The organism is Methylobacterium pseudosasicola (genome assembly GCF_900114535.1).
GTDB lineage: Bacteria > Pseudomonadota > Alphaproteobacteria > Rhizobiales > Beijerinckiaceae > Methylobacterium > Methylobacterium pseudosasicola.
The window spans coordinates 91,549-109,677 of sequence record NZ_FOTK01000017.1 but is presented as its reverse complement, the minus strand read 5'-3'; the positions used below and the strand labels follow the sequence as shown (position 1 = coordinate 109,677).

Genomic DNA, 18,129 nt, shown 5'->3' with positions numbered 1-18,129 from the left:
GCGGGGATGCCGCCCGAGGCCCAGACAGTTTCTTATGTCAATGCCCGTTTGACAGGCAGGACTGTGTCTTCTGGGGATAAGTGTTCTACGCCGCAGGAGGCGCTTTCGCCGCGTGATGATCTAAGACAGCAGTAATACGGTCGAGGAGCGGCTCGAACGCATCGAATTTAATCGTCGCTTTGTTCGGTCTAATCACTTTCTCGGCGAAAATCGCTTTCCCGTACTTCCCTGGCTCGAGGTGCTTCTTGTTCAGGCTGAGGGTTTTCCCGCCAAGGACAGTCTTGAGAACAGTATCCTCAAAAAATGTTTCTATGCACGTCATACCCTTATCTTTACCAATTTCTGGGGTTTTGATCATATACAGATTGGCAGTGATGTAATAAAACGGTTCTGTGGTGAGGGTGCTAATAGGGGGGCACTTTGTTAAACCCTGAATTTTACCAAATATCTTCCCTGCTCCATCATCATTGTCGATCAAGACAATAACTGGTGCAGCAAGAGGCGCATGCTTAAACTTTGATAGGATCTTGAAGTATTTCTCGATGAAGTGCATCAGATCGCCGCTTCCTCCTCCTAGCTGCAGTACATCGCGAACCGTGCTGGTAAAATTCAGAAAACGTACGGTTGTCTGAAACTTGCCACCTTTGAAAGCGCCCAGTTTTGGATGAAATTTGGGCAGCCGCTCAATCGCGGCCTTCAGGTAAATTGGGTCTGTTTTGCCTTCCGTCACAATAAGGGGACGCACAGAAATGACGAAATTTTTGTAGAAGAGAAAATGATGATAAAGCTTACGAATAGCTGTTACGTTCTCTTCTTTTTTCTTTTCCGCGCTTGTCCGCCGATCGACGGTATTTTTGATCAAGTAAATGTGACTTAGGATGCCTTCAAGTACCGGCGGAGTGTCATAGACTATATCTTCCATCGGATCCTCAGCCTTGCCGCCTACCAGCGCAGCGGGCACTCGATGGTAGTATTTCCCTGTCTGAAAAAATGCCGAGCACATCGAACGCGCGGCACGATAATACTCCGGGACGATATTGACTTTCTCGTTAACCAGAAGACCAGTTACCGTCTGACGCGAGTCACGGAACTGCATTCGAGTTTTGCCGTGATTGATTTTGAACCCGGTCCCGACAATCTCAGCATCTAACGCATTTCCAACGATCCACTTGCCAGCAGCTGCAGGGTCGGGCGCAGCTAAAGCCGCAGGGAACGTTGACTGATTGGTGGAGAAGGTTAGGTCATCCGCGTAGCGCGAGTAGGTGCATTTGTGCTCCTTGGCCAGACGGACCAGACGGACATCAAGCAAGCGGCCAACAATATTTGAGATTACCGGCGAACATGGACTTCCTTGAGGCAAGGAATGATCATGACATGCGATTTGCGCAATTATGGTTGCGATTTTCGGATCGAACTCGAAGCGTCTGTCTTTGATAAAAACGCCGCGAACTCGCCCAAAATTTATGGTCGGAAAGAAATCTTCTAAATCGATATTGAGGACATATCGACGCCTTTTGTGAACGGCGGCATTTGTGATAATGGACTTACCTTCAGCAAAACCATGCGAAACAGCCTTGAAAGGCTTCTTTTTCTCCTCAATGCCATCAAGATAATTATAAAGTATTTCTGCAAGTCTGGTTTGTAAAAGCTTCAGTTTCGGCTCGGGCGCCTTGATCGTTCTTGTTCCACCCTTGCGTTTTGGGATCTGGAACTCAGTGTAACGAGCGGCACTATTCGATTTGTATAGAATGTATGACAATCCGCTGGCCGAGAAACCGAGCAACAAGGCCAGATCGTCTAAGGATTTCGCGGCCTTAAGATCTTTAACAATCGACACTGTCATTTCCAAGATTGTAAAAGCTTGCAGGCACTCTTATGCGGTATGGTCGTCAGTGATGCGGATCATAGATCTGCAATAAGGGGTCATGGGAAGCAATCGCCTCCTGACATTCTTAGCTTATATCGCGATGCGCGATAACAACTCTGCCTGCAAGCTTGCCCCCTCATGGGCCACCCTAGGTTAAATTTCAATGAGAAATTGCCGAGCTAGGCCTCCGGTGGCTGACTATGCACAGACCGCCCCGGGGGCGGTTTGGCAGTGAGCAGCTAGCCGAATAGGCTGAGCTGCCGCCGGTCGGTTTCGGCCTGCGTCCACACCGTCCCAAAGGCCTCGGCGTCCAGCCATCGCAGGACGAAGGCGACCGGCCCACCGCTATCCTGCACCAGCGCCGGCGACATGAACCATGACAGGTAGCCGCTTGCGGTGATCGGCAGGGGCGCGCGATGCGGGTCGATGCTCTCGATCTGCAGGTGCCCCGGCTGCATGCGGGCGCCGGTGTTCAGGAACTGCGGCTCCCAGCGGATGCGGAGGGCAACACCGCGCCAGCGCGCGGTGTGCTCCTCGATGTACCGGAGACCGGCGGTAATGCGACCGGCTCTAGTTCGACGATGTGCTCGGCCCAATGGGCCGTCGCCGCGAAGGCGGACAGCGGTCCCTTGGCCTCGAACCATAGATCCCGCTCGACCGGCAGGCCCAGCTTGTCGTGCACGGTCTGCAGCTCAGACGGGCGCACGTAAACCAGCTTCGGGCAGCCCGCCCCAGGTCGCACAGGCCAAAGGCAATGTCCGGCTCGGTCGGATCCAGCTCGGTCAGCAACCACGTGGCGCCGGCATCGGGGATGAACAGCTTGACCACCGGATAGGGATCGATGTCCCGCTTGGCGCTTTCTACGCCGTTGACGAGCAACGCGGCGCGCTGCTCTGCGGCGAGGAGTTGCATGGGATTGGCTTCGTTGGTTCAGAACTAAGCCGCAGAACCCTTCCCCGTGAAGCGTGAGGCCCCGTCCTGACCTTCTGCCCATCGCGAGACCGGGGGTGGCGCAGGTCACAGAGGAGGGGGATCACCCGCCTAGCAGGCGTGCCATCACGCCGAAGGCATGGGACACTCCTTGACCGCAGCCGAGAGCCAGCACCACGCCTTCAAGGCGATGCGGACGCTCACCGGAAATTGTGGCCAACAGCTGCGCGCTACCAGAGATCTGAGGCTCTACGCCAAAAAGCGCCTTGTGGTTCGAAGCCGGCTCAAACGGCAGGCCATTCGTTTGGCTGCGAAACCGCACCCGGATTGCGACAGCTTCGACAAGGGTTGGCACTGTAACGGCAAGCCTAAGCCCACCGCAGGCGAGGCCCGCTTCAACGTGGCTTGGATTCAAAAAGAGCTGGATGGCCGGTGACGTGGCCACTGACGTCCAGTCCTGTCCAGAGCTATCCAACCTGTCGGACGGGACACAAACTGGACACCGCCTCCAGCCACTCAAGCTAAGTGCTTGATTTTGCTGGCGCGCCCTACGGGAATCGAACCCGTGTTTTCGCCGTGAAAGGGCGACGTCCTGGACCGCTAGACGAAGGGCGCTTTGGCTAGGCCGGGGTTCTATAGTCGGCGGCGGGGCGTCCGGCAACCATCGATCCGCAGGTTGGCGCGGGTTTGACCGCGGGGCGGGTTGGGGCGATGGAGGGGCATGGTGCAGATTCCGCCCCGCATGACCCTCGTCCTCGGCGGGGCGCGTTCCGGCAAGAGTGCTTACGCGGAGGGGTTGATCGAGGCCTGCCCCGGCCCGTGGCTCTATCTCGCCACCGCGCAGGCTTTCGATGACGAGATGGTCGCGCGCATCGCCCAGCATCGGGCTCGGCGCAGCGAGGCGTGGCGCACGCGCGACGTGCCGCTCGCCCTGCCGGAAGCGGTGGCGGCGGCGGAGGGGCCCGTCCTGGTCGATTGCCTCACCCTCTGGCTCACCAACCTGATCCTGGCGGAGGCCGATATGGAGGACGCGGTGGCGCGGCTTCTTGCCGCCTGCGCGCGGGCGCCGGGGCCGCTGGTGCTGGTCGGCAATGAGGTCGGGCTCGGGATCGTGCCCGACAACGCGCTCGCCCGCCGCTTCCGCGACGAGGCCGGGCGTCTGCACCAGCGGCTCGCCGCCCGGGCCGACCGGGTAGTGCTCACCGTGGCGGGCCTGCCGCTCATCGTGAAGCCGCAAGCCCCCATTCAAGCCCCTATGCCCGGAGCCTGCTCATGAGCGACGACGCGACCCGCCACCGCGAGAAGATGGAGAAGCGCAAGGCCGTGCAGGACGCCGAGGTGGCGGAAAAGACCCTCGAGAAGGGCCTGCTCCTGGTCCATACCGGCCCCGGCAAGGGCAAGAGCACGGCGGCGCTGGGGCTGATGCTGCGGGCGCTCGGCCGCGGCTGGCGGGTCGGCATGGTGCAGTTCATCAAGGGCGGCTGGGATACCGGCGAGCGCCACGCGGTCGGGGTGTTCGGCGACCGGGTCGCTTGGCACACCCTGGGGGAGGGGTTCACCTGGGAGACCCAGGACAAGGCCCGGGACATCGCCGCCTGCCGCCACGCCTGGGCCGTGGCCGAGAGCCTGATGGCCGATCCCACGATCCGCCTGCTCGTCCTCGACGAGCTCAACATCGCGCTGCGCTACGATTATCTCGACCTCGACGCTGTGGTCGCCGCGCTGCAGGCGCGCCGGCCGGATCTGCACGTGGTCGTCACCGGCCGCAACGCCAAGCCGGCCCTGATCGAGGCCGCCGACCTCGTCACCGAGATGGGCAGCGTGAAGCACCACTTCTCGGCCGGCGTGAAGGCCCAGGAGGGGATCGAGTTCTGACCCCCCCACGCAAGAAGGCCCTGATGATCCAGGGCACCGGCTCCGATGTCGGCAAGTCGCTGCTCGTGGCGGGACTGGCGCGCGCCTTCACCGACCGGGGCTTGGCGGTGCGCCCGTTCAAGCCGCAGAACATGTCGAACAACGCCGCCGTCACCCCGGATGGCGGCGAGATCGGCCGCGCCCAGGCGCTCCAGGCTCGGGCCGCCCGGGTGGCGCCCTCCGTCCACATGAACCCGGTGCTGCTCAAGCCCCAGAGCGAAATCGGCTCCCAGGTGGTGGTTCAGGGCCGGATGGTCGCCACCGTGAAGGCCCGCGACTACCAGGCCTGGAAACCCCGGCTGATGCCCGCCGTCCTGGAGAGTTTTTCGCGCTTGGCCGCGGAGTCCGACCTGGTGCTGGTCGAGGGCGCGGGCTCGGCCTCCGAGGTGAATCTCCGGGCCGGCGACATCGCCAATATGGGCTTTGCCCGGGCCACCGACACGCCGGTGGTGCTGGTCGGCGATATCGACCGGGGCGGGGTGATCGCGAGCCTCGTCGGCACCAAGGCTGTGATCGAGCCCGCCGACGCCGCGATGATCGCCGGCTTCATCGTCAACCGCTTCCGGGGCGATCCGAGCCTGTTCGCCGACGGCATGCGGTTGATCGCCGAGCGGACCGGCTGGGCGCCGCTGGGCCTGGTGCCGCACTTCCCCGAGGCCGCGCGCCTGCCGGCCGAGGACGTGCTCGGGCTCGCGGGCTCCGGGCCGCGCCCGGCCGGGACCGTCACGGTGGCGGTGCCGGTGCTGCCGCGGATCGCCAATTTCGACGATCTCGACCCGCTCCGGGCGGAGCCCGGCGTGTCGGTGGTGCTGGTGCGCCCCGGAACGCCGATCCCCGCAGAGGCCGCCCTGGTGCTGCTGCCGGGCTCCAAGACCACGATCGACGACCTGGACGTCTTCCGGGCCGAGGGCTGGGACATCGACCTGCGCGCCCATGTCCGGCGGGGCGGGCGGGTGCTCGGCCTGTGCGGCGGCTACCAGATGCTCGGCCGCAGCCTCGCCGATCCGCACGGGATCGAGGGGGCGCCCCGCACGGTGCCGGGCCTCGGGCTCCTCGACGTCGAGACCGTGATGAGTCCGGACAAGCGGCTGGCCGCCGTGACCGGCACGAGCCTGCCCGATGCGGTGCCGTTCTCGGGCTACGAGATGCATATCGGCGCCACCCACGGCCCCGACGCGGCCCGGCCGCTGCTGCGGCTCGCCGACGGACGCGCCGACGGGGCGGTCTCGGCGGACGGGCTTGTGGCCGGGACCTACGTGCACGGCCTGTTCGCGCACGATGCCCAGCGCGCGGCCTGGCTCGCCCGTCTCGGCACGGTCTCGGAGGGGGCGGGCTACGAGGCGGGGGTCGAGGCGGCCCTCGACGGCCTCGCGCGACACATCGCGGCCCATGTCGACTGCGACCGGCTCCTGGCGCTTGCCCGGTAGGCGAGGGCCGGGCCAGGGATTACTCTGTGTAATGCCGGCCCTCGCCATGAAGGGCCGCAGGGCCCAGAGGAACGCCATATGCCCCCCACGCAGCCCCCGGTCGGCGAGGAGTTTGCCGAGAGCACCGTCCGGACGGTGACCCTGCGGCTGATGCCGCTGCTCGGCCTGCTCTACCTGATCGCCTATATCGACCGGCAGAACGTGTCCTACGCCAAGCTGGACATGGTCGGCAGCCTGGGCCTCAGCGAGACCGCCTACGGGCTCGGCGCGTCGCTGTTCTTCCTCGGCTACTTCCTGTTCGAGGTGCCGGCCAACGTCTTCCTGGAGCGGGTCGGCGCCCGGATCTGGTTCGCCCGGATCATGTTCACCTGGGGCATCGTCACGATCCTGCTCGGCTTCACCCAGAACGCCGCGATGTTCTATGTGCTGCGCTTCCTGCTCGGCGCCGCGGAGGCCGGCTTCTTCCCCGGCGTGCTGTTCGCCCTCACGCTCTGGTTCCCGCAGGCACACCGAGCCCGGATGATCGGCTGGTTCATGATCGCCAGCGCGGTGGCCAACGCGGTCGGCGCGGCGATCGGCGGGGCGCTGCTCGGCCTCGACGGGATTCTGGGGCTGGCCGGTTGGCAATGGGTGTTCCTGGCCACGGGGGCGCCGGCGATCGTGATGACCGCAATCGTGCTGTTGATCCTGCCGAACGGTCCCGAGACGGCGCCCTGGCTCTCCCAGGACCAGCGCGACTGGCTCGCGCGCACGCTCCGGGCCGAGCGCGAGGGCGGGAGCCACGTGGATCACGGCAATCCGTTCGCGGCGCTCCTCGACAAGCGCGTGCTGATGCTGGCCGGGGTCTACGTCTCGCTGCCGCTAGCCGCCTACGGCCTGGGCTACTGGCTGCCCACGGTGGTCAAGGGGTTCGGCGTCTCGAACCTGACCAACGGCTTCCTCAACATCATCCCGTGGGCCGCCACCGCCGTCGCACTCTGGTGGGTCCCCCGCCACGCCGCTCGCACCGGCGCCCAGGGCAACGCCCTGACCTGGCACGTGGTCGGGCCGGCCCTGGTCGGGGCGGCCGGGCTCGCGCTCAGCGTCATCCTGCCGGGCAATGCGGTGAAGTTCGCCTGCCTGTGCGTGGCGGCCGCCGGGACCTTCTCCGCCCAGCCGGTCTTCTGGTCGATGCCCGCCACCTTCCTGCGCGGCGCCACGGCGGCGGCCGGGATCGCGGCGATCAACTCAGTGGGCAATCTCGGCGGCTTCGTCGCGCAGAACATGGTCCCGTTCATCCGCGACCAGACCCAGAGCGACCTCGTGCCGATGCTGTTCCTGTCCGCCTGCCTGGCGATCGGCGCCGGCCTGATGTTCATCGTGCTCTCCGCCCTGCGGCGGGACGCGGCCCGGCGCGAGACGGCGCCGCGGGCAGCCCGCACCGCCTGAACATCGGACCGCATCGTGCGTTATCGTGCCTGACGCCGGTATATCCGGCAGGATGATGCAAATCCGTGCCCCTACGGACCATCATCGAGGAGGGCACCGCGATGAGCGAAGGAATACCGCTTCTGATTCTCGCCCTGGGGACTCTGGGCGGCGTCTGGTTCCTGGCCGCCGCGGCCCGGAAGCAGGTCGCCGACGCCAAGGGTTCCCCGGAACGGTCCAACGTGATCCGCGACCATGGCGGCGCACCGCGGGCGAACATGCCAGGTACGGAACACTGATCCCTCAGCCGGCGGCGATCCGCCGGCAATGATCGAGGGCGGCGCCGATCAGGTTGTCGATGGCCTCCGGCGTGCGGAAGGCCGAATGCGCCGACAAGGCGACGTTCGGCAGGGACGCGAGCGGGTGGTCGGCGGGCAGCGGCTCGACCGTGAACACGTCGAGCCCGGCCCGGGCGATCCGCCCGTCGCGCAGGGCCTCGACCAGGGCGGTTTCGTCGATCAGCGCCCCCCGGGCGGTGTTGATCAGGATCGCGCCGGGCTTCAGGGCGGCGATGCGCGCGGCCGACAGGAAGCCGCTTGTCTCGTCGGTCAGGAGCAGGTGGAGCGAGACCACGTCGCTCTCGGCCAGCAGCTGATCGAGCGGGACGAAGTCGACTCCCGGATGCGTTTTCGGGGTCCGGTTCCAGGCCAGCACCCGCAGGCCGGCGCCGCGGCAGAGCCGCGCCATCTCGGCCGCGATCCCGCCGAAGCCGATGAGCCCGACGGTCTTGCCGGTGAGCTGGATCGCCTCGGTGCGCAGCCAGCGCCCCGCCCGCATCGCCCGGTCCATCTCGGGCAGGCCCCGGGCGGCGGCCCAGAGCAGCGCGAAGGCGCATTCCGCCACCGCGGTATCGCCGTAGCCCTTGATCGTGTGGACCGTGATGCCGAGCTCGGCCTGGAGCGCCTCCGGGTCCATGTAGCTGCGGGCGCCGGTGCCGAGGAACACCACGTGGCGCAGGTCCGCGCAGGCGCGGGCCACGTCGACGGGGAGGGCGGTGTGGTCGATCACCGCGATCTCCGCCCCGGCGAGCAGGCCGGGCAGGTCCTGCGGGGTGATGTCGGGCTGGAGGTTGATCGCGAAGGGCGGATCGTCCAGCCGCAGTAGGCGCCGCGCCACGGCCGCCAGGGTCTCGCTGGCATCGACGAACACCGCGCGCATCGGCTTCTCCCCGTCCCTCGGGCGACCGTAGCGCAGGCCGTGCCATTGGGTCAGCCCATCACCACCAGCCAGAGCGCGAGCAGCGCCAGGACGAGCCCCCCCTGGATCAGGCAGGCGGTGCGGTAGAGGGTCAGCGCCCGGGCGATGTCGTCGGCCGTGGCCTCGGCCCGGCCGTCGCCCATATGGGCGTCGGGGACGCGGGTGCCGCCATAGACCCGCGGGCCCGCGAGCCGCAGGCCGAGCGCCCCGGCCATGGCGGCCTCGGGCCAGCCGGCATTGGGCGAGCGGTGGCGGCCGGCATCGCGGGCCATCGCCCGGAGCGCGCCGCGCGCATCGGCGCCGCGCAAGAGCGCCGCCCCGACGATCAGCAGGCCGGCGAGCCGCGAGGCCGGCAGGTTCACCACATCGTCCAACCGGGCCGCCGCCCAGCCGAAGGCGGCGTAGCGCGGCGTGCGGTGGCCGATCATGCTGTCGGCGGTGTTGATCGCCTTGTAGAGGGCACCGCCCGGCAGGCCGAGACAGCCGATCCAGAAGGACGGCGCCACGATCCCGTCCGAAAAATTCTCCGCCAGGCTCTCGATCGCGGCGCGGCACACCGCTGCCGCGTCGAGGGTCTCGGGGTCGCGCCCGACGATCATCGACACGGCCCGGCGCCCGGCCTCCAGGCCGCCGTCGCGCAGGGCGGTTTCTACCGCCGCGACATGGTCGTTCAGGCTGCGCTGCGCCGGCAGGCTCGCGCAGAGCAGGCCGAGGAGCAGGAGGGCGGGGAGGGGGCCGAACCATTCTGCCAGCCCGGTGAGCGCCCAGGCCGGCAGCCCGGTGGCGGCGAGCAGGAGCGCCAGGGCGACGCAGCCGGCGACCCGACGCCGCCCTTCGGAGCCGCGGTTCAGACCGCGCTCCAGCCAGGAAATCAGCCGGCCGATCCAGGTGACAGGGTGGCCGATGGCCTTGTAGAGCGCGTCCGGGTAGCCGGACGCCGCCTCGATCCCGAGGGCGAGGGCGAGGATGGCAAGCGTGTCGGGCGGATGGACCATCGTTTCTGGAATTCCGCTCCGAAGCCGGGTCCCATCCCCCATGGCGGCGATCTCGGAAGCCTCCGACACGCCTTTCCGGACGCGCCGGAGCCCTGGCTCGACCTTTCGACGGGGATCAATCCGGTCCCGTATCCCGTGCCGCCGGTGGAGGCCAGCGCCTGGACGCGGTTGCCCGCCGCCGCCGAGGTCGAGGCCCTGCGGGCGGCGGCCGCTTCGGCCTACGGCGCGCCCGATGCGGCGCATGTCGTCCCCGCCCCCGGCACGCAGATCCTGATCGAGACCCTGCCCCGGCTCGTGGCTCCCACCCGGGTCGCGGTGGTCGGCCCGACCTATGCCGAGCACGAAGCCGCCTGGGTGCGGGCCGGGCACGTGGTGACGCCGGTCGACGGGATCGCGGCGATCGGCGACGCGGCCGTGGCGGTGCTGGTCGATCCGAACAACCCGGATGGGCGGACCCATCCGCTGGTTGAGCGGCTCGCCCTGGCGGAAGCGCTGCGCGCCCGCGGCGGCCTGCTGGTCGCCGACGAGGCTTTTGCGGATCTGGAGCCGGTGGCGAGCCTGTGCCGGCACGCGGCCGCGGGGCTCGTGGTTTTGCGCTCCTTCGGCAAGACCTACGGGCTCGCGGGCCTGCGCCTCGGCTTCGCGATCGCCGATCCCGGGACGGCGGACCGGATCCGTACGGCGCTCGGCCCCTGGGCGGTGTCGGGGCCGGCCCTGGCGATCGGCCGGACCGCCCTCTCGGACACGGTGTGGCGGGCCGAGACCGCCCGGGCCCGGGCGGCGGATGCGGCGCGCCTCGACCGGCTGATCGCCCGCGGCGGCGGCACCCTCGTCGGCGGCACCAGCCTGTTCCGCACCGCCGATTTCCCCGACGGGGCGGGGCTGTACCGCCGGCTCGCGGAAGCCGGCATCGCGGTCCGGCGCTTCCCCGAGCGGCCCGCGCGCCTGCGCTTCGGCCTGCCGGCCGGGAAGGCGGCGTGGTGCCGCCTGTCGCGCGTGCTCAAGTAGCCGGCGTCGCGGGCCCGTGCGGATCGCGGGCCGCCACCAGCACGGCCAGCGCCGAGAAGGCCAGCCCCACCGCGCAGACCCCCGGCCAGCCCACCACCAGGAAGGCCTGCGAGCCCGCGAAGGCGCCGAGCGCCCCGAACACGAACAGGGTCGTGAACAGCACGGTGTTGATCCGGCCCCGCGCCCCCGGGACCAGGGCGTAGGCCCGGGTCTGGTTGGCGATGAGCGCACCGTTCATGCCGATATCGATCAGCAGGACCCCGATCCCGACCGCCACCAGCGACCACGTCCCCCCGGCCCAGAGCACCAGGAACGAAAGGGCGACCATCAGGCTGCCGCCGAGCACCACGGGCTTCGCGCCGCGCGTGTCGGTGAACCGGCCCGACACCGGCGCCACGAAGGCGCCGCAGACGCCGATCACCCCGAACAGCCCTGCCCCGGCGGCGGAGAGCCCGAAGGGCGGGTTCTCCACCAGCAGCGCCAGGGTCGCCCAGAAGGCGTTGAAGGCGGCAAACAGCAGCGCCTGCGACAGGCTGGCGGTGCGCAGCACCGGCTGCGACCGGGCGAGATGCAGGATCGACAGCATCAGGGCGCGGTAGCGCAGGCGCTGGGTCTGGGGCGTGTGCGGCAGGGTCGCCCGGGCGATGCCGGCCATGGCGAGCGCCAGGAGCGAGGCGGCCAGAAACACCGCCCGCCAGCCGAGATGCGCCCCCAAAAACCCGCTCGCTGTGCGGGCGAGCAGGATGCCGGTGAGCAGCCCGGTCATCACCTGCCCGACGATCCGCCCACGGCTCGCATCGGGGGCGAGCTCGGCCGCGAACGGCACGGCCTGCTGCGCGGCGCAGCTGAGCACGCCGACGACGAGGTGGGCGAGCGCAAGGCAGGCGAGGTTCGGGGCGAGGCCCACGGCGAGCAGCGCCACGGCGAGGCCGAGGCATTGCCACACGATCAGGCTGCGGCGGGGCAGGGCGTCGCCCAGGGGCACGAGTCCGATGATGCCGAGCCCGTAGCCGACGAGCGCCGTGGTCGGCACCCACAGGGCGGCGGCATCGCCGAATTCGGATACGATCAGGCCGAGCAGCGGCTGGTTGTAATAGATGTTGGCGACCGCCCCGCCGGCGATCAGCGTCAGGCCGAGCCGGGCCTTCGCGTCGAGGATGGTCGTCACGGCAGGATCGGGGGCGGGCAGGCGCACCGCCGCTTCAGGGCCGTCATGGGGGCCATGGTGAGGTCCGTGTCGGGAGGGGAGGGCCGAGACCGATACGGGCAGGGCACGCCCTCCGGCAAGCGCCGCGGCTGCAGCCCTCGGTCACGCCCCCTGCCTCTTCACCGGCCAACGTCCTGCACCATATGCGATCGACGCGGTCCCGGCCGTCCGCGTCCCGGGCGTCGAACCTAAACACGCTGGTTCGTCAGCCGGATACGGTTTCGGGGCCGGGTTCGTTCCGTGCGGGCACGTCCGGAACCACCGCAGCAGGGAGTACGGGATGCCGAACTACCGCGTCGAGTTCGCCAAGGAGATCCTCGGGGTGCCCTTCACCATCGGGTCCGTCGCGATCATGCGGGCTCGCGATCCGGAGCGCGCTCGCCGCGCCGCCGAGATCCGCTTCGCCCGCCAGCACGGCCTCGGCGACTGGCGGGAGTTGGCCGACCTCGCCACCGTGGCGGAAAGGCTCTGACCGGACGGGATCAGCCCGTCACATCACCGTCGTCGCGAGCCCGCAGGCTGCACGTTTGGGGCGCTCCGCGACCGCTCAAGCTCTGGTCGTCGCGCCCGTGCCGCCGTAGAATGGTAGGCGGAACCGGGGGTCTGAGCCGACCGGCCTGAACAGGCCAGGCTCGTCCCGGTTCGACGGTTTCGCGCGCCTCCGATCGACGAGCCGGCGTCACGGGTCCGGGTGCGCTTCGGGTCCGGTCCGACAGGGGTCAGTGCGAGGGTCATGGCGGCGATCTCCTTCTTCGGCGACCTGCTCCAGACCATCAGCGAGCGCGGCCGCGACCTGATCGGCATCGGCCGCGGCGACATCGCCGGCCGGGCCAATGCGGGCGAGCTAGTCAAGCTGTGCGAGGACCTGATCTCCCGGCGCGGCGAGGCCTCCGGGGTGGCCCTGGCCCGGCTGATCCTCGACCGCTACGCCAGCTTCGGCCAGACTGAGCGCCACGCCTTCCTGCGGGCGATCGCGCTGGATTTCGACGCGGACCACGCCGCTGTCGACGAGGCGATCGCCGCCTACCGATCCGACCCGACCCGCGCCCGTCTCGGCACCCTGCACGAGGCCGCCGAGCCGCGCAGCCAGGAGTTGATCCGCCGCCTCAACCTCGCCCGCGGCGGCACGCTCAGCCTCGTGCGGATGCGCGAGGACCTGTTCGACCTGCGCAAGGCGCTGCGTGCCGGTGCCGAGGCAGAGGCCGCCGTGCTCGACGCGGTCGACAGCCTCGATTCCGATTTCGAGCACCTGTTCGCCTCCTGGTTCAACCGGGGCTTCCTGGTGCTGCGGCACATCGACTGGACCACGCCCGCCCATATCCTGGAGAAGATCATCCGGTACGAGGCGGTGCATGCCATCACCGGCTGGGACGACCTGCGCGCCCGGATCGAGCCGCCGGACCGGCGCTGCTTCGCGTTCTTCCACCCGGCGCTCGCCGACGAGCCGCTGATCTTCGTGGAGGTGGCGCTCACCGATCAGGTCGCGCCGGCCATCGCCCCGATCCTGTCGCGCGAGCGCAAGCCGCTGCAACCGCGGGCGGCGACCACGGCGATTTTTTACTCGATCTCCAACTGCCAGAAGGGGTTGGCTGGCGTCACCTTCGGCAATTTCCTGATCAAGCAGGTGGTGGAGGACCTCACCCGCGAAGTGCCCTCGCTCAAGACCTTCGTGACCCTCTCGCCGGTGCCGGGCTTCGCCGCCTGGCTCGCCCGGGAGCGCCGGGCCGATAGCCCGCAAGGGCTGCTGCCCGAGGATGTCGAGGTCCTGCGGGCGCTGGACGATCCGGACTGGCACGCCGACAAGGCCCGAGCCGAGGCGGTGCGCAAGGCACTGATCCCGGCCGCGGCCGCCTATTTCCTGCGCGCCAAGAACGAGCGCGGGCGCCCCCTCGACCCGGTGGCCCGGTTCCATCTCGGCAACGGCGCCCGGCTGGACCGGATCAATTTCCTCGGCGATACCTCGAAGAAGGGGCTGGCCCAGTCGCACGGGCTGATGGTGAATTACCTCTACGACCTCGCGGCGATCGAGAAGAACCACGAGACCTACGCCAATCTCGGCACCGTGGCGGCCTCGCCGGCGGTGACCCGGGAGCTGCGCGCCAAGCTGCCGCCACCGCGGGCGGTGGTGCTTGCCGAGGCCTGAGGCCGAGCCTTCCCGACCCTGAAGGGGATGCCGGTTCGGGCGTAGGCGGCCCGTGAACGTCATGACGGAGCGTCGGCCCCGATTGCGGGGCGATCGAGAACGGTTCTATGGCTGCCTGAACCCTGCGGCCCGTGATAGCTCAAGCCTCACGATGACGAACCATCTCTTCTCCCTGGTCCGGGACGGCGTTCCGGATCCCGCCAAGACCGTGATCGAGACGCCGGAGGGGCGCCGCTACACGTATGCGGACCTGATCGCGCGCTCCGGCGCCTACGCGGCGGCCCTGCAGGCGGCCGGCGTGCAGCCCGGCGACCGGGTGGCGGTCCAAGTCGAGAAGAGCCCCGAGGTGATCTTCCTGTATCTCGGGGTGGTGCGGGCCGGCGCCGCGTTCCTGCCGCTCAACACCGCCTACACCCCGGCGGAGATCGGGTACTTTTTGGGCGACGCCGAGCCCACGATCTTCGTCTGCGATCCGGGAAAGCGCGAGGCCCTGGCGCAGGCTGCCTCCGGCATCCGCGCCATCTGGACCCTGGACGCGGCGGGGACCGGCAGCGCCGCCGAGGCCGCGGACCGGCAGGTCGGCGATGTCACGGACGTGCCCCGGGGCCCGGAGGATCTCGCCGCGATCCTCTACACCTCGGGCACGACCGGGCGCTCCAAGGGCGCCATGCTCACCCACGACAACCTAGCCTCGAATGCTCGGACGCTGGTGGATGTCTGGCGCTTCACCGAAGACGACGTGCTGATCCACGCCCTGCCGGTGTTCCACACCCACGGCCTGTTCGTGGCGACCAACACGGTGCTGGCGAGCGGCGGCACCATGCTGTTCCTGCCGCGCCTCGACCCGAAGCTGATCCTGAGCCTGATGGGCCGGGCGACCGCCCTGATGGGCGTCCCGACCTTCTACACGCGCCTTCTCAAGGAGCCTGGCCTCACCCAAGAGGCGGCCAGGGGCATGCGCCTGTTCGTGTCGGGCTCGGCGCCGCTGCTCGCCGAGACGCATCGGGAGTGGCAGGCGCGCACCGGCCACGCCATCCTCGAACGCTACGGCATGACCGAGACCAACATGAGTACCTCGAACCCCTATGCGGGGGACCGGGTCGCCGGCACGGTCGGCTTCCCCCTGCCGGGCGTGTCCTTGCGGGTGGTCGATCCCGAGACCGGCGCGGCGCTGGGGCCGGACGCGGTCGGCATGATCGAGGTGAAGGGCCCGAACGTCTTCAAGGGCTACTGGCGCATGCCCGAGAAGACCGAAGCCGAGTTCCAGCCAGACGGCTTCTTCATCACCGGCGACCTCGGCAAGGTCGATACCCGGGGCTACGTCCACATCGTCGGGCGCGGCAAGGACCTAATCATCTCCGGGGGCTTCAACGTCTACCCGAAGGAGGTCGAGACCGAGATCGACGCCCTGCCGGGCGTGGTCGAATCCGCGGTGATCGGGTTGGCGCACCCGGATTTCGGCGAGGCCGTCACCGCCGTGGTGGTCGGCGGGATGAACGCCCCGGACGAAGCCGGCGTGCTGGCGGCCCTGGAGGGGCGGCTCGCCCGGTTCAAATGTCCCAAGCGCGTGCTGTTCGTGGACGAGTTGCCGCGCAATACTATGGGCAAAGTGCAAAAAAACCTGCTCCGCGAGGCCCATGCGGGGCTGTATCGGGCATAAAAACCGCCCGCCGGCTTTGAGGCCGGCGGGAGGCGGACTTCGTCGTCAGAGGTTATGCGCGGTCCGCTCGTTCGCCGGCGGCGTGTGGCCGTCGGAGTCGGTAGCCTTGCGGACCGCCGCGTTGAGATTGTCCGGATCGAGGGCGGTCTGGACGAACTCGCGGCCCATATTGGTCACCTCGCGGGCGTAGCGCAGGCCCTGGTCGCGCACCTCGTCGGCCCAGGGGCCGATGTTGCGGTCCTCCTGGCGGGTCCGCGGCAGCAGCGCGCCGAGCAGGAGGCCGGCGGCGACGCCGACGACGCCCACCAGCAGCGGGTTGTCGTCCACGAAGCGCTCGACCGTGCTGCGGCCGCGCTGGAGCCCGTCGATCCCCTGGGCGGTGATGTCGTCGAGCGCCCGCAGGTTGCGCTTGTGCAGAGCGCCGGCGCGCTCCTTCGCCTCGTCATAGGCCGAGGCGGCGCGGGCGCGCGCCTGGTCGGCGGCGCTGCCGAGGCGATTGCCGATATCGTCGGCCAATTCCGACACGGTCTGGCGCGCCTGCCCGGCGAGGTCGGCGGCGCGATCACCCGCCGCCTGGGCACCGTCCTTTACGGATGCGGTCGCGTCGATCGGGCGGGTCGCGGCGCCGGGCGGGAGCGGATCATGCAGGCCGCGCGGGTCGGGGCGGAGGGTGAAGTCGCCCGCCGCCTCGCCGGGGGCCGGGCGCGGATCGCCGTGGCCGGCCGGATCGGGCCGCAGGCTATTGTCACTCGAGCCCGTCGGCATGCCGGCCTGGGCGGCGAGCTGTTCGGGGAGGCTGGACGGGGTCGGCTTGTCGGTCATGGCGGGGTCCTCGAATGTCCGTCTCGGCGCCGCGCGGGGGCGTCGCCCATCCCGGCCGTCGGGCCGGGCTCGAATCGTCAGATGTCGGTCTTCTCGAGCGGATCGCGCGGCGGGCGCGCCGTCGGGAGGTCGGGGTCGTAGCCGCGGGCCGTGCCGGTGTTGAGCGTGGCTACGCGCTCGGCCGAGACCTGGGTGCGGCGGCGCTCGGCATCCCGGGCCATCCGGTTGAACAGCAGCCCCACCCCGGCGGCGATCAGCAGAACCGGCACGGGGTTGCGGCGCACCGCCTCCAGGGCGCCGTCGTAGACGCCGCTCAGCGCGGGCGTGCGCCGGGCATTGCCCAGCATCTCGTCCACGATGTTCGGGACCGAGAGCTTGCCCTGGATGCGGTCGATCGTGTCGTCGAGCCGCGCCCGGCTCGCCTCGATTTCCTTCTCGAGGTCGGTCATCGAACTCATCCGGATACGCGCTCCGACAGGGCCTGGGCATCCTGGCGAACTTGGCGCGTCGTGCGCGTGGGCGCCAGGGTGGAGAGGGACAGGACGCTGCGCGCCCACAGGGCCATGCCGACGGCGATGACCAGCAGCACGCCGCCGACGATCAGGGCCGACAGCCACTCGGAGCCGACGATCGTGGCGAGCCACTTCACGAGGGCGCCGATCAGGACCAAGAGGGCGACCACGGCGAACACCGCCGAGCCGACCATGCAGGCCAGACCGATGATGAGCTGGCGGACATTGCCCGCCATCTCGGCGCGGAACAGCGCAATCTCCTTGCGGGCGAGCTCGTTGGTCTCCCGCAGGGCATCGCCGATCAGGCTCTGGATGCTCGATGCGCCGGCGGACGGGCCGGCTTGGCGCGGATCAGATCCCTGGGCCATCGTCAGGCCCGGAAGCTGTCGCGGGCATCGCCGTCGGGCGCTTCCGGCGGCAGGCTCGACGACTTGATGAACCGGGCGGCGATCAGGCCGGCCACGAAGGTGCCGACCGCCACCGCCACCGGCGCGCGCCGGGCGAAGGCCTCGGCCTCGCCGTAGAAGTCGCCGAGGCTGCGCCGCTCGATCGAGGAGCCGAGCTGCTCCAGGCCATCGGCGGCGCTGTCGAAGAAGGCGCGCACATGTGGCTTGTCGCCGAGATCGCGGCCGGAATTGCGAATCGTCTGCGCGAGATCGTGGACCGATTGCGCCGCGTCGCTCTTGCGGCGCTCGACGTAATCCTGGGCCTGGAGCCGCGCCGCGTCGATCAGCCCGCGGCCGCGCTCGGCGGCCTCGTCGGCCAGACCCTCGACGTCGCCCTGGAGAGCGCGCCACTGGGCGCGCTCGCCGGCGGTGGCGTCGGGCCGGTCGTGCAAGGAATCCTTGAGCGGATCCTTGAGCGGGTCCTGCGGAAACTCGTTACCGGCCATCTCGAAAGCACTCCTCGCGGCGCGGGGACGGCGTCGCTCGCGGCGACCGCGGCCCCCGCGATGGCTGAGTAACCGGCTGGGCTCTCAC

The 18,129-nt window shown here is 68.9% G+C and carries 19 protein-coding genes, 1 tRNA gene and 1 pseudogene; 10 read left to right on the top strand and 11 right to left on the bottom strand.

Going from position 1 to position 18,129, the window contains the following annotated elements:
• Window positions 1-85 precede the first annotated feature (85 nt).
• The 3 genes and pseudogenes from BM228_RS17270 to BM228_RS17260 all read right to left on the bottom strand — a co-directional run bounded on the left by BM228_RS17270 (window position 86) and on the right by BM228_RS17260 (window position 2,779).
• Entirely contained in the window at window positions 86-1,843 is a 1,758-nt protein-coding gene (locus BM228_RS17270) for a retron Ec67 family RNA-directed DNA polymerase/endonuclease (RefSeq protein WP_092042605.1), read from the bottom strand.
• Window positions 1,844-2,106: 263 nt separating this feature from the next.
• Window positions 2,107-2,325: a hypothetical protein gene (locus BM228_RS35395; protein WP_244537176.1), complete on the bottom strand. Its 219-nt coding sequence runs from the start codon at window positions 2,323-2,325 to the stop codon at window positions 2,107-2,109.
• Between the two features lie 14 nt (window positions 2,326-2,339).
• Window positions 2,340-2,779: pseudogene (locus BM228_RS17260) on the bottom strand (DUF2958 domain-containing protein).
• Window positions 2,780-2,948: 169 nt separating this feature from the next.
• Between BM228_RS17260 and BM228_RS33810 the strand changes: the two are divergent.
• A complete protein-coding gene (locus BM228_RS33810) occupies window positions 2,949-3,233 on the top strand; it encodes a hypothetical protein (protein WP_139234104.1) in 285 nt (94 codons plus the stop codon).
• Window positions 3,234-3,336: 103 nt separating this feature from the next.
• On the opposite strand, the gene BM228_RS17255 is transcribed toward BM228_RS33810, so the two are convergent.
• Window positions 3,337-3,412: transfer RNA gene (locus BM228_RS17255), tRNA-Glu, on the bottom strand.
• A 106-nt stretch (window positions 3,413-3,518) separates the two neighbouring features.
• Here BM228_RS17255 and cobU point away from each other — a divergent pair.
• The 5 genes from cobU (at window position 3,519) to BM228_RS34710 (ending at window position 7,844) form a co-directional block, all read left to right on the top strand.
• A complete protein-coding gene (gene cobU / locus BM228_RS17250; protein WP_208612055.1) occupies window positions 3,519-4,073 on the top strand; it encodes a bifunctional adenosylcobinamide kinase/adenosylcobinamide-phosphate guanylyltransferase in 555 nt (184 codons plus the stop codon).
• Window positions 4,070-4,672, top strand: coding sequence for a cob(I)yrinic acid a,c-diamide adenosyltransferase (gene cobO / locus BM228_RS17245; protein WP_092042603.1), 603 nt, complete (start codon window positions 4,070-4,072; stop codon window positions 4,670-4,672). Before cobU ends, cobO begins: the two co-directional genes overlap by 4 nt.
• A 23-nt stretch (window positions 4,673-4,695) precedes the next feature.
• A complete protein-coding gene (locus BM228_RS17240; protein WP_092042602.1) occupies window positions 4,696-6,138 on the top strand; it encodes a cobyric acid synthase in 1,443 nt (480 codons plus the stop codon).
• A gap of 78 nt (window positions 6,139-6,216) precedes the next feature.
• Window positions 6,217-7,566 (top strand): MFS transporter, encoded by a 1,350-nt coding sequence (locus BM228_RS17235; RefSeq protein ID WP_092042601.1) that lies wholly within the window; start codon window positions 6,217-6,219, stop codon window positions 7,564-7,566.
• A gap of 101 nt (window positions 7,567-7,667) precedes the next feature.
• A complete protein-coding gene (locus tag BM228_RS34710) occupies window positions 7,668-7,844 on the top strand; it encodes a hypothetical protein (RefSeq protein WP_167367757.1) in 177 nt (58 codons plus the stop codon).
• Window positions 7,845-7,848: 4 nt separating this feature from the next.
• Here the strand turns inward: BM228_RS34710 and BM228_RS17225 are convergent, their stop codons facing one another.
• Together BM228_RS17225 and cbiB are read right to left on the bottom strand one after the other, a co-directional pair.
• A complete protein-coding gene (locus BM228_RS17225) occupies window positions 7,849-8,763 on the bottom strand; it encodes an NAD(P)-dependent oxidoreductase (RefSeq protein WP_092042598.1) in 915 nt (304 codons plus the stop codon).
• Window positions 8,764-8,813: 50 nt separating this feature from the next.
• The gene (gene cbiB, locus BM228_RS17220) at window positions 8,814-9,797 is read right to left on the bottom strand and encodes an adenosylcobinamide-phosphate synthase CbiB (RefSeq protein WP_208612054.1); all 984 of its coding nucleotides are present in this window, start codon (window positions 9,795-9,797) and stop codon (window positions 8,814-8,816) included.
• On the opposite strand from cbiB, the gene cobD reads away from it, so the two are divergent.
• Entirely contained in the window at window positions 9,789-10,805 is a 1,017-nt protein-coding gene (cobD, locus tag BM228_RS17215) for a threonine-phosphate decarboxylase CobD (protein ID WP_092042596.1), read from the top strand. The genes cbiB and cobD overlap by 9 nt on opposite strands.
• On the opposite strand, the gene BM228_RS17210 is transcribed toward cobD, so the two are convergent.
• A complete protein-coding gene (locus tag BM228_RS17210; protein WP_092042595.1) occupies window positions 10,798-11,973 on the bottom strand; it encodes an MFS transporter in 1,176 nt (391 codons plus the stop codon). The genes cobD and BM228_RS17210 overlap by 8 nt on opposite strands.
• A gap of 319 nt (window positions 11,974-12,292) precedes the next feature.
• Here BM228_RS17210 and BM228_RS17205 point away from each other — a divergent pair, with 319 nt between their 5' ends.
• The 3 genes from BM228_RS17205 (at window position 12,293) to BM228_RS17195 (ending at window position 15,815) form a co-directional block, all read left to right on the top strand.
• Entirely contained in the window at window positions 12,293-12,484 is a 192-nt protein-coding gene (locus tag BM228_RS17205; RefSeq protein ID WP_092042594.1) for a hypothetical protein, read from the top strand.
• A 261-nt stretch (window positions 12,485-12,745) separates the two neighbouring features.
• Window positions 12,746-14,155: a malonyl-CoA decarboxylase gene (locus tag BM228_RS17200; protein ID WP_092042592.1), complete on the top strand. Its 1,410-nt coding sequence runs from the start codon at window positions 12,746-12,748 to the stop codon at window positions 14,153-14,155.
• Between the two features lie 151 nt (window positions 14,156-14,306).
• Complete coding sequence (locus BM228_RS17195; RefSeq protein WP_092042591.1) at window positions 14,307-15,815, top strand: malonate--CoA ligase; 1,509 nt, start codon at window positions 14,307-14,309, stop codon at window positions 15,813-15,815.
• 45 nt (window positions 15,816-15,860) lie between these two features.
• On the opposite strand, the gene BM228_RS17190 is transcribed toward BM228_RS17195, so the two are convergent.
• From BM228_RS17190 to BM228_RS17175, 4 genes are all read right to left on the bottom strand, one after another.
• Entirely contained in the window at window positions 15,861-16,637 is a 777-nt protein-coding gene (locus BM228_RS17190) for a hypothetical protein (protein WP_092042590.1), read from the bottom strand.
• Between the two features lie 77 nt (window positions 16,638-16,714).
• Window positions 16,715-17,086 carry a DUF3618 domain-containing protein gene (locus BM228_RS17185; protein ID WP_208612053.1) on the bottom strand — a complete coding sequence of 124 codons (372 nt, stop codon included), beginning with the start codon at window positions 17,084-17,086 and terminating at the stop codon, window positions 16,715-16,717.
• Between the two features lie 5 nt (window positions 17,087-17,091).
• On the bottom strand, window positions 17,092-17,517 hold the full coding sequence (locus tag BM228_RS17180) for a phage holin family protein (RefSeq protein WP_092042586.1): 426 nt from the start codon (window positions 17,515-17,517) through the stop codon (window positions 17,092-17,094).
• Between the two features lie 2 nt (window positions 17,518-17,519).
• A complete protein-coding gene (locus BM228_RS17175) occupies window positions 17,520-18,041 on the bottom strand; it encodes a hypothetical protein (protein ID WP_092042584.1) in 522 nt (173 codons plus the stop codon).
• Between the last annotated feature and the right edge of the window lie 88 nt (window positions 18,042-18,129).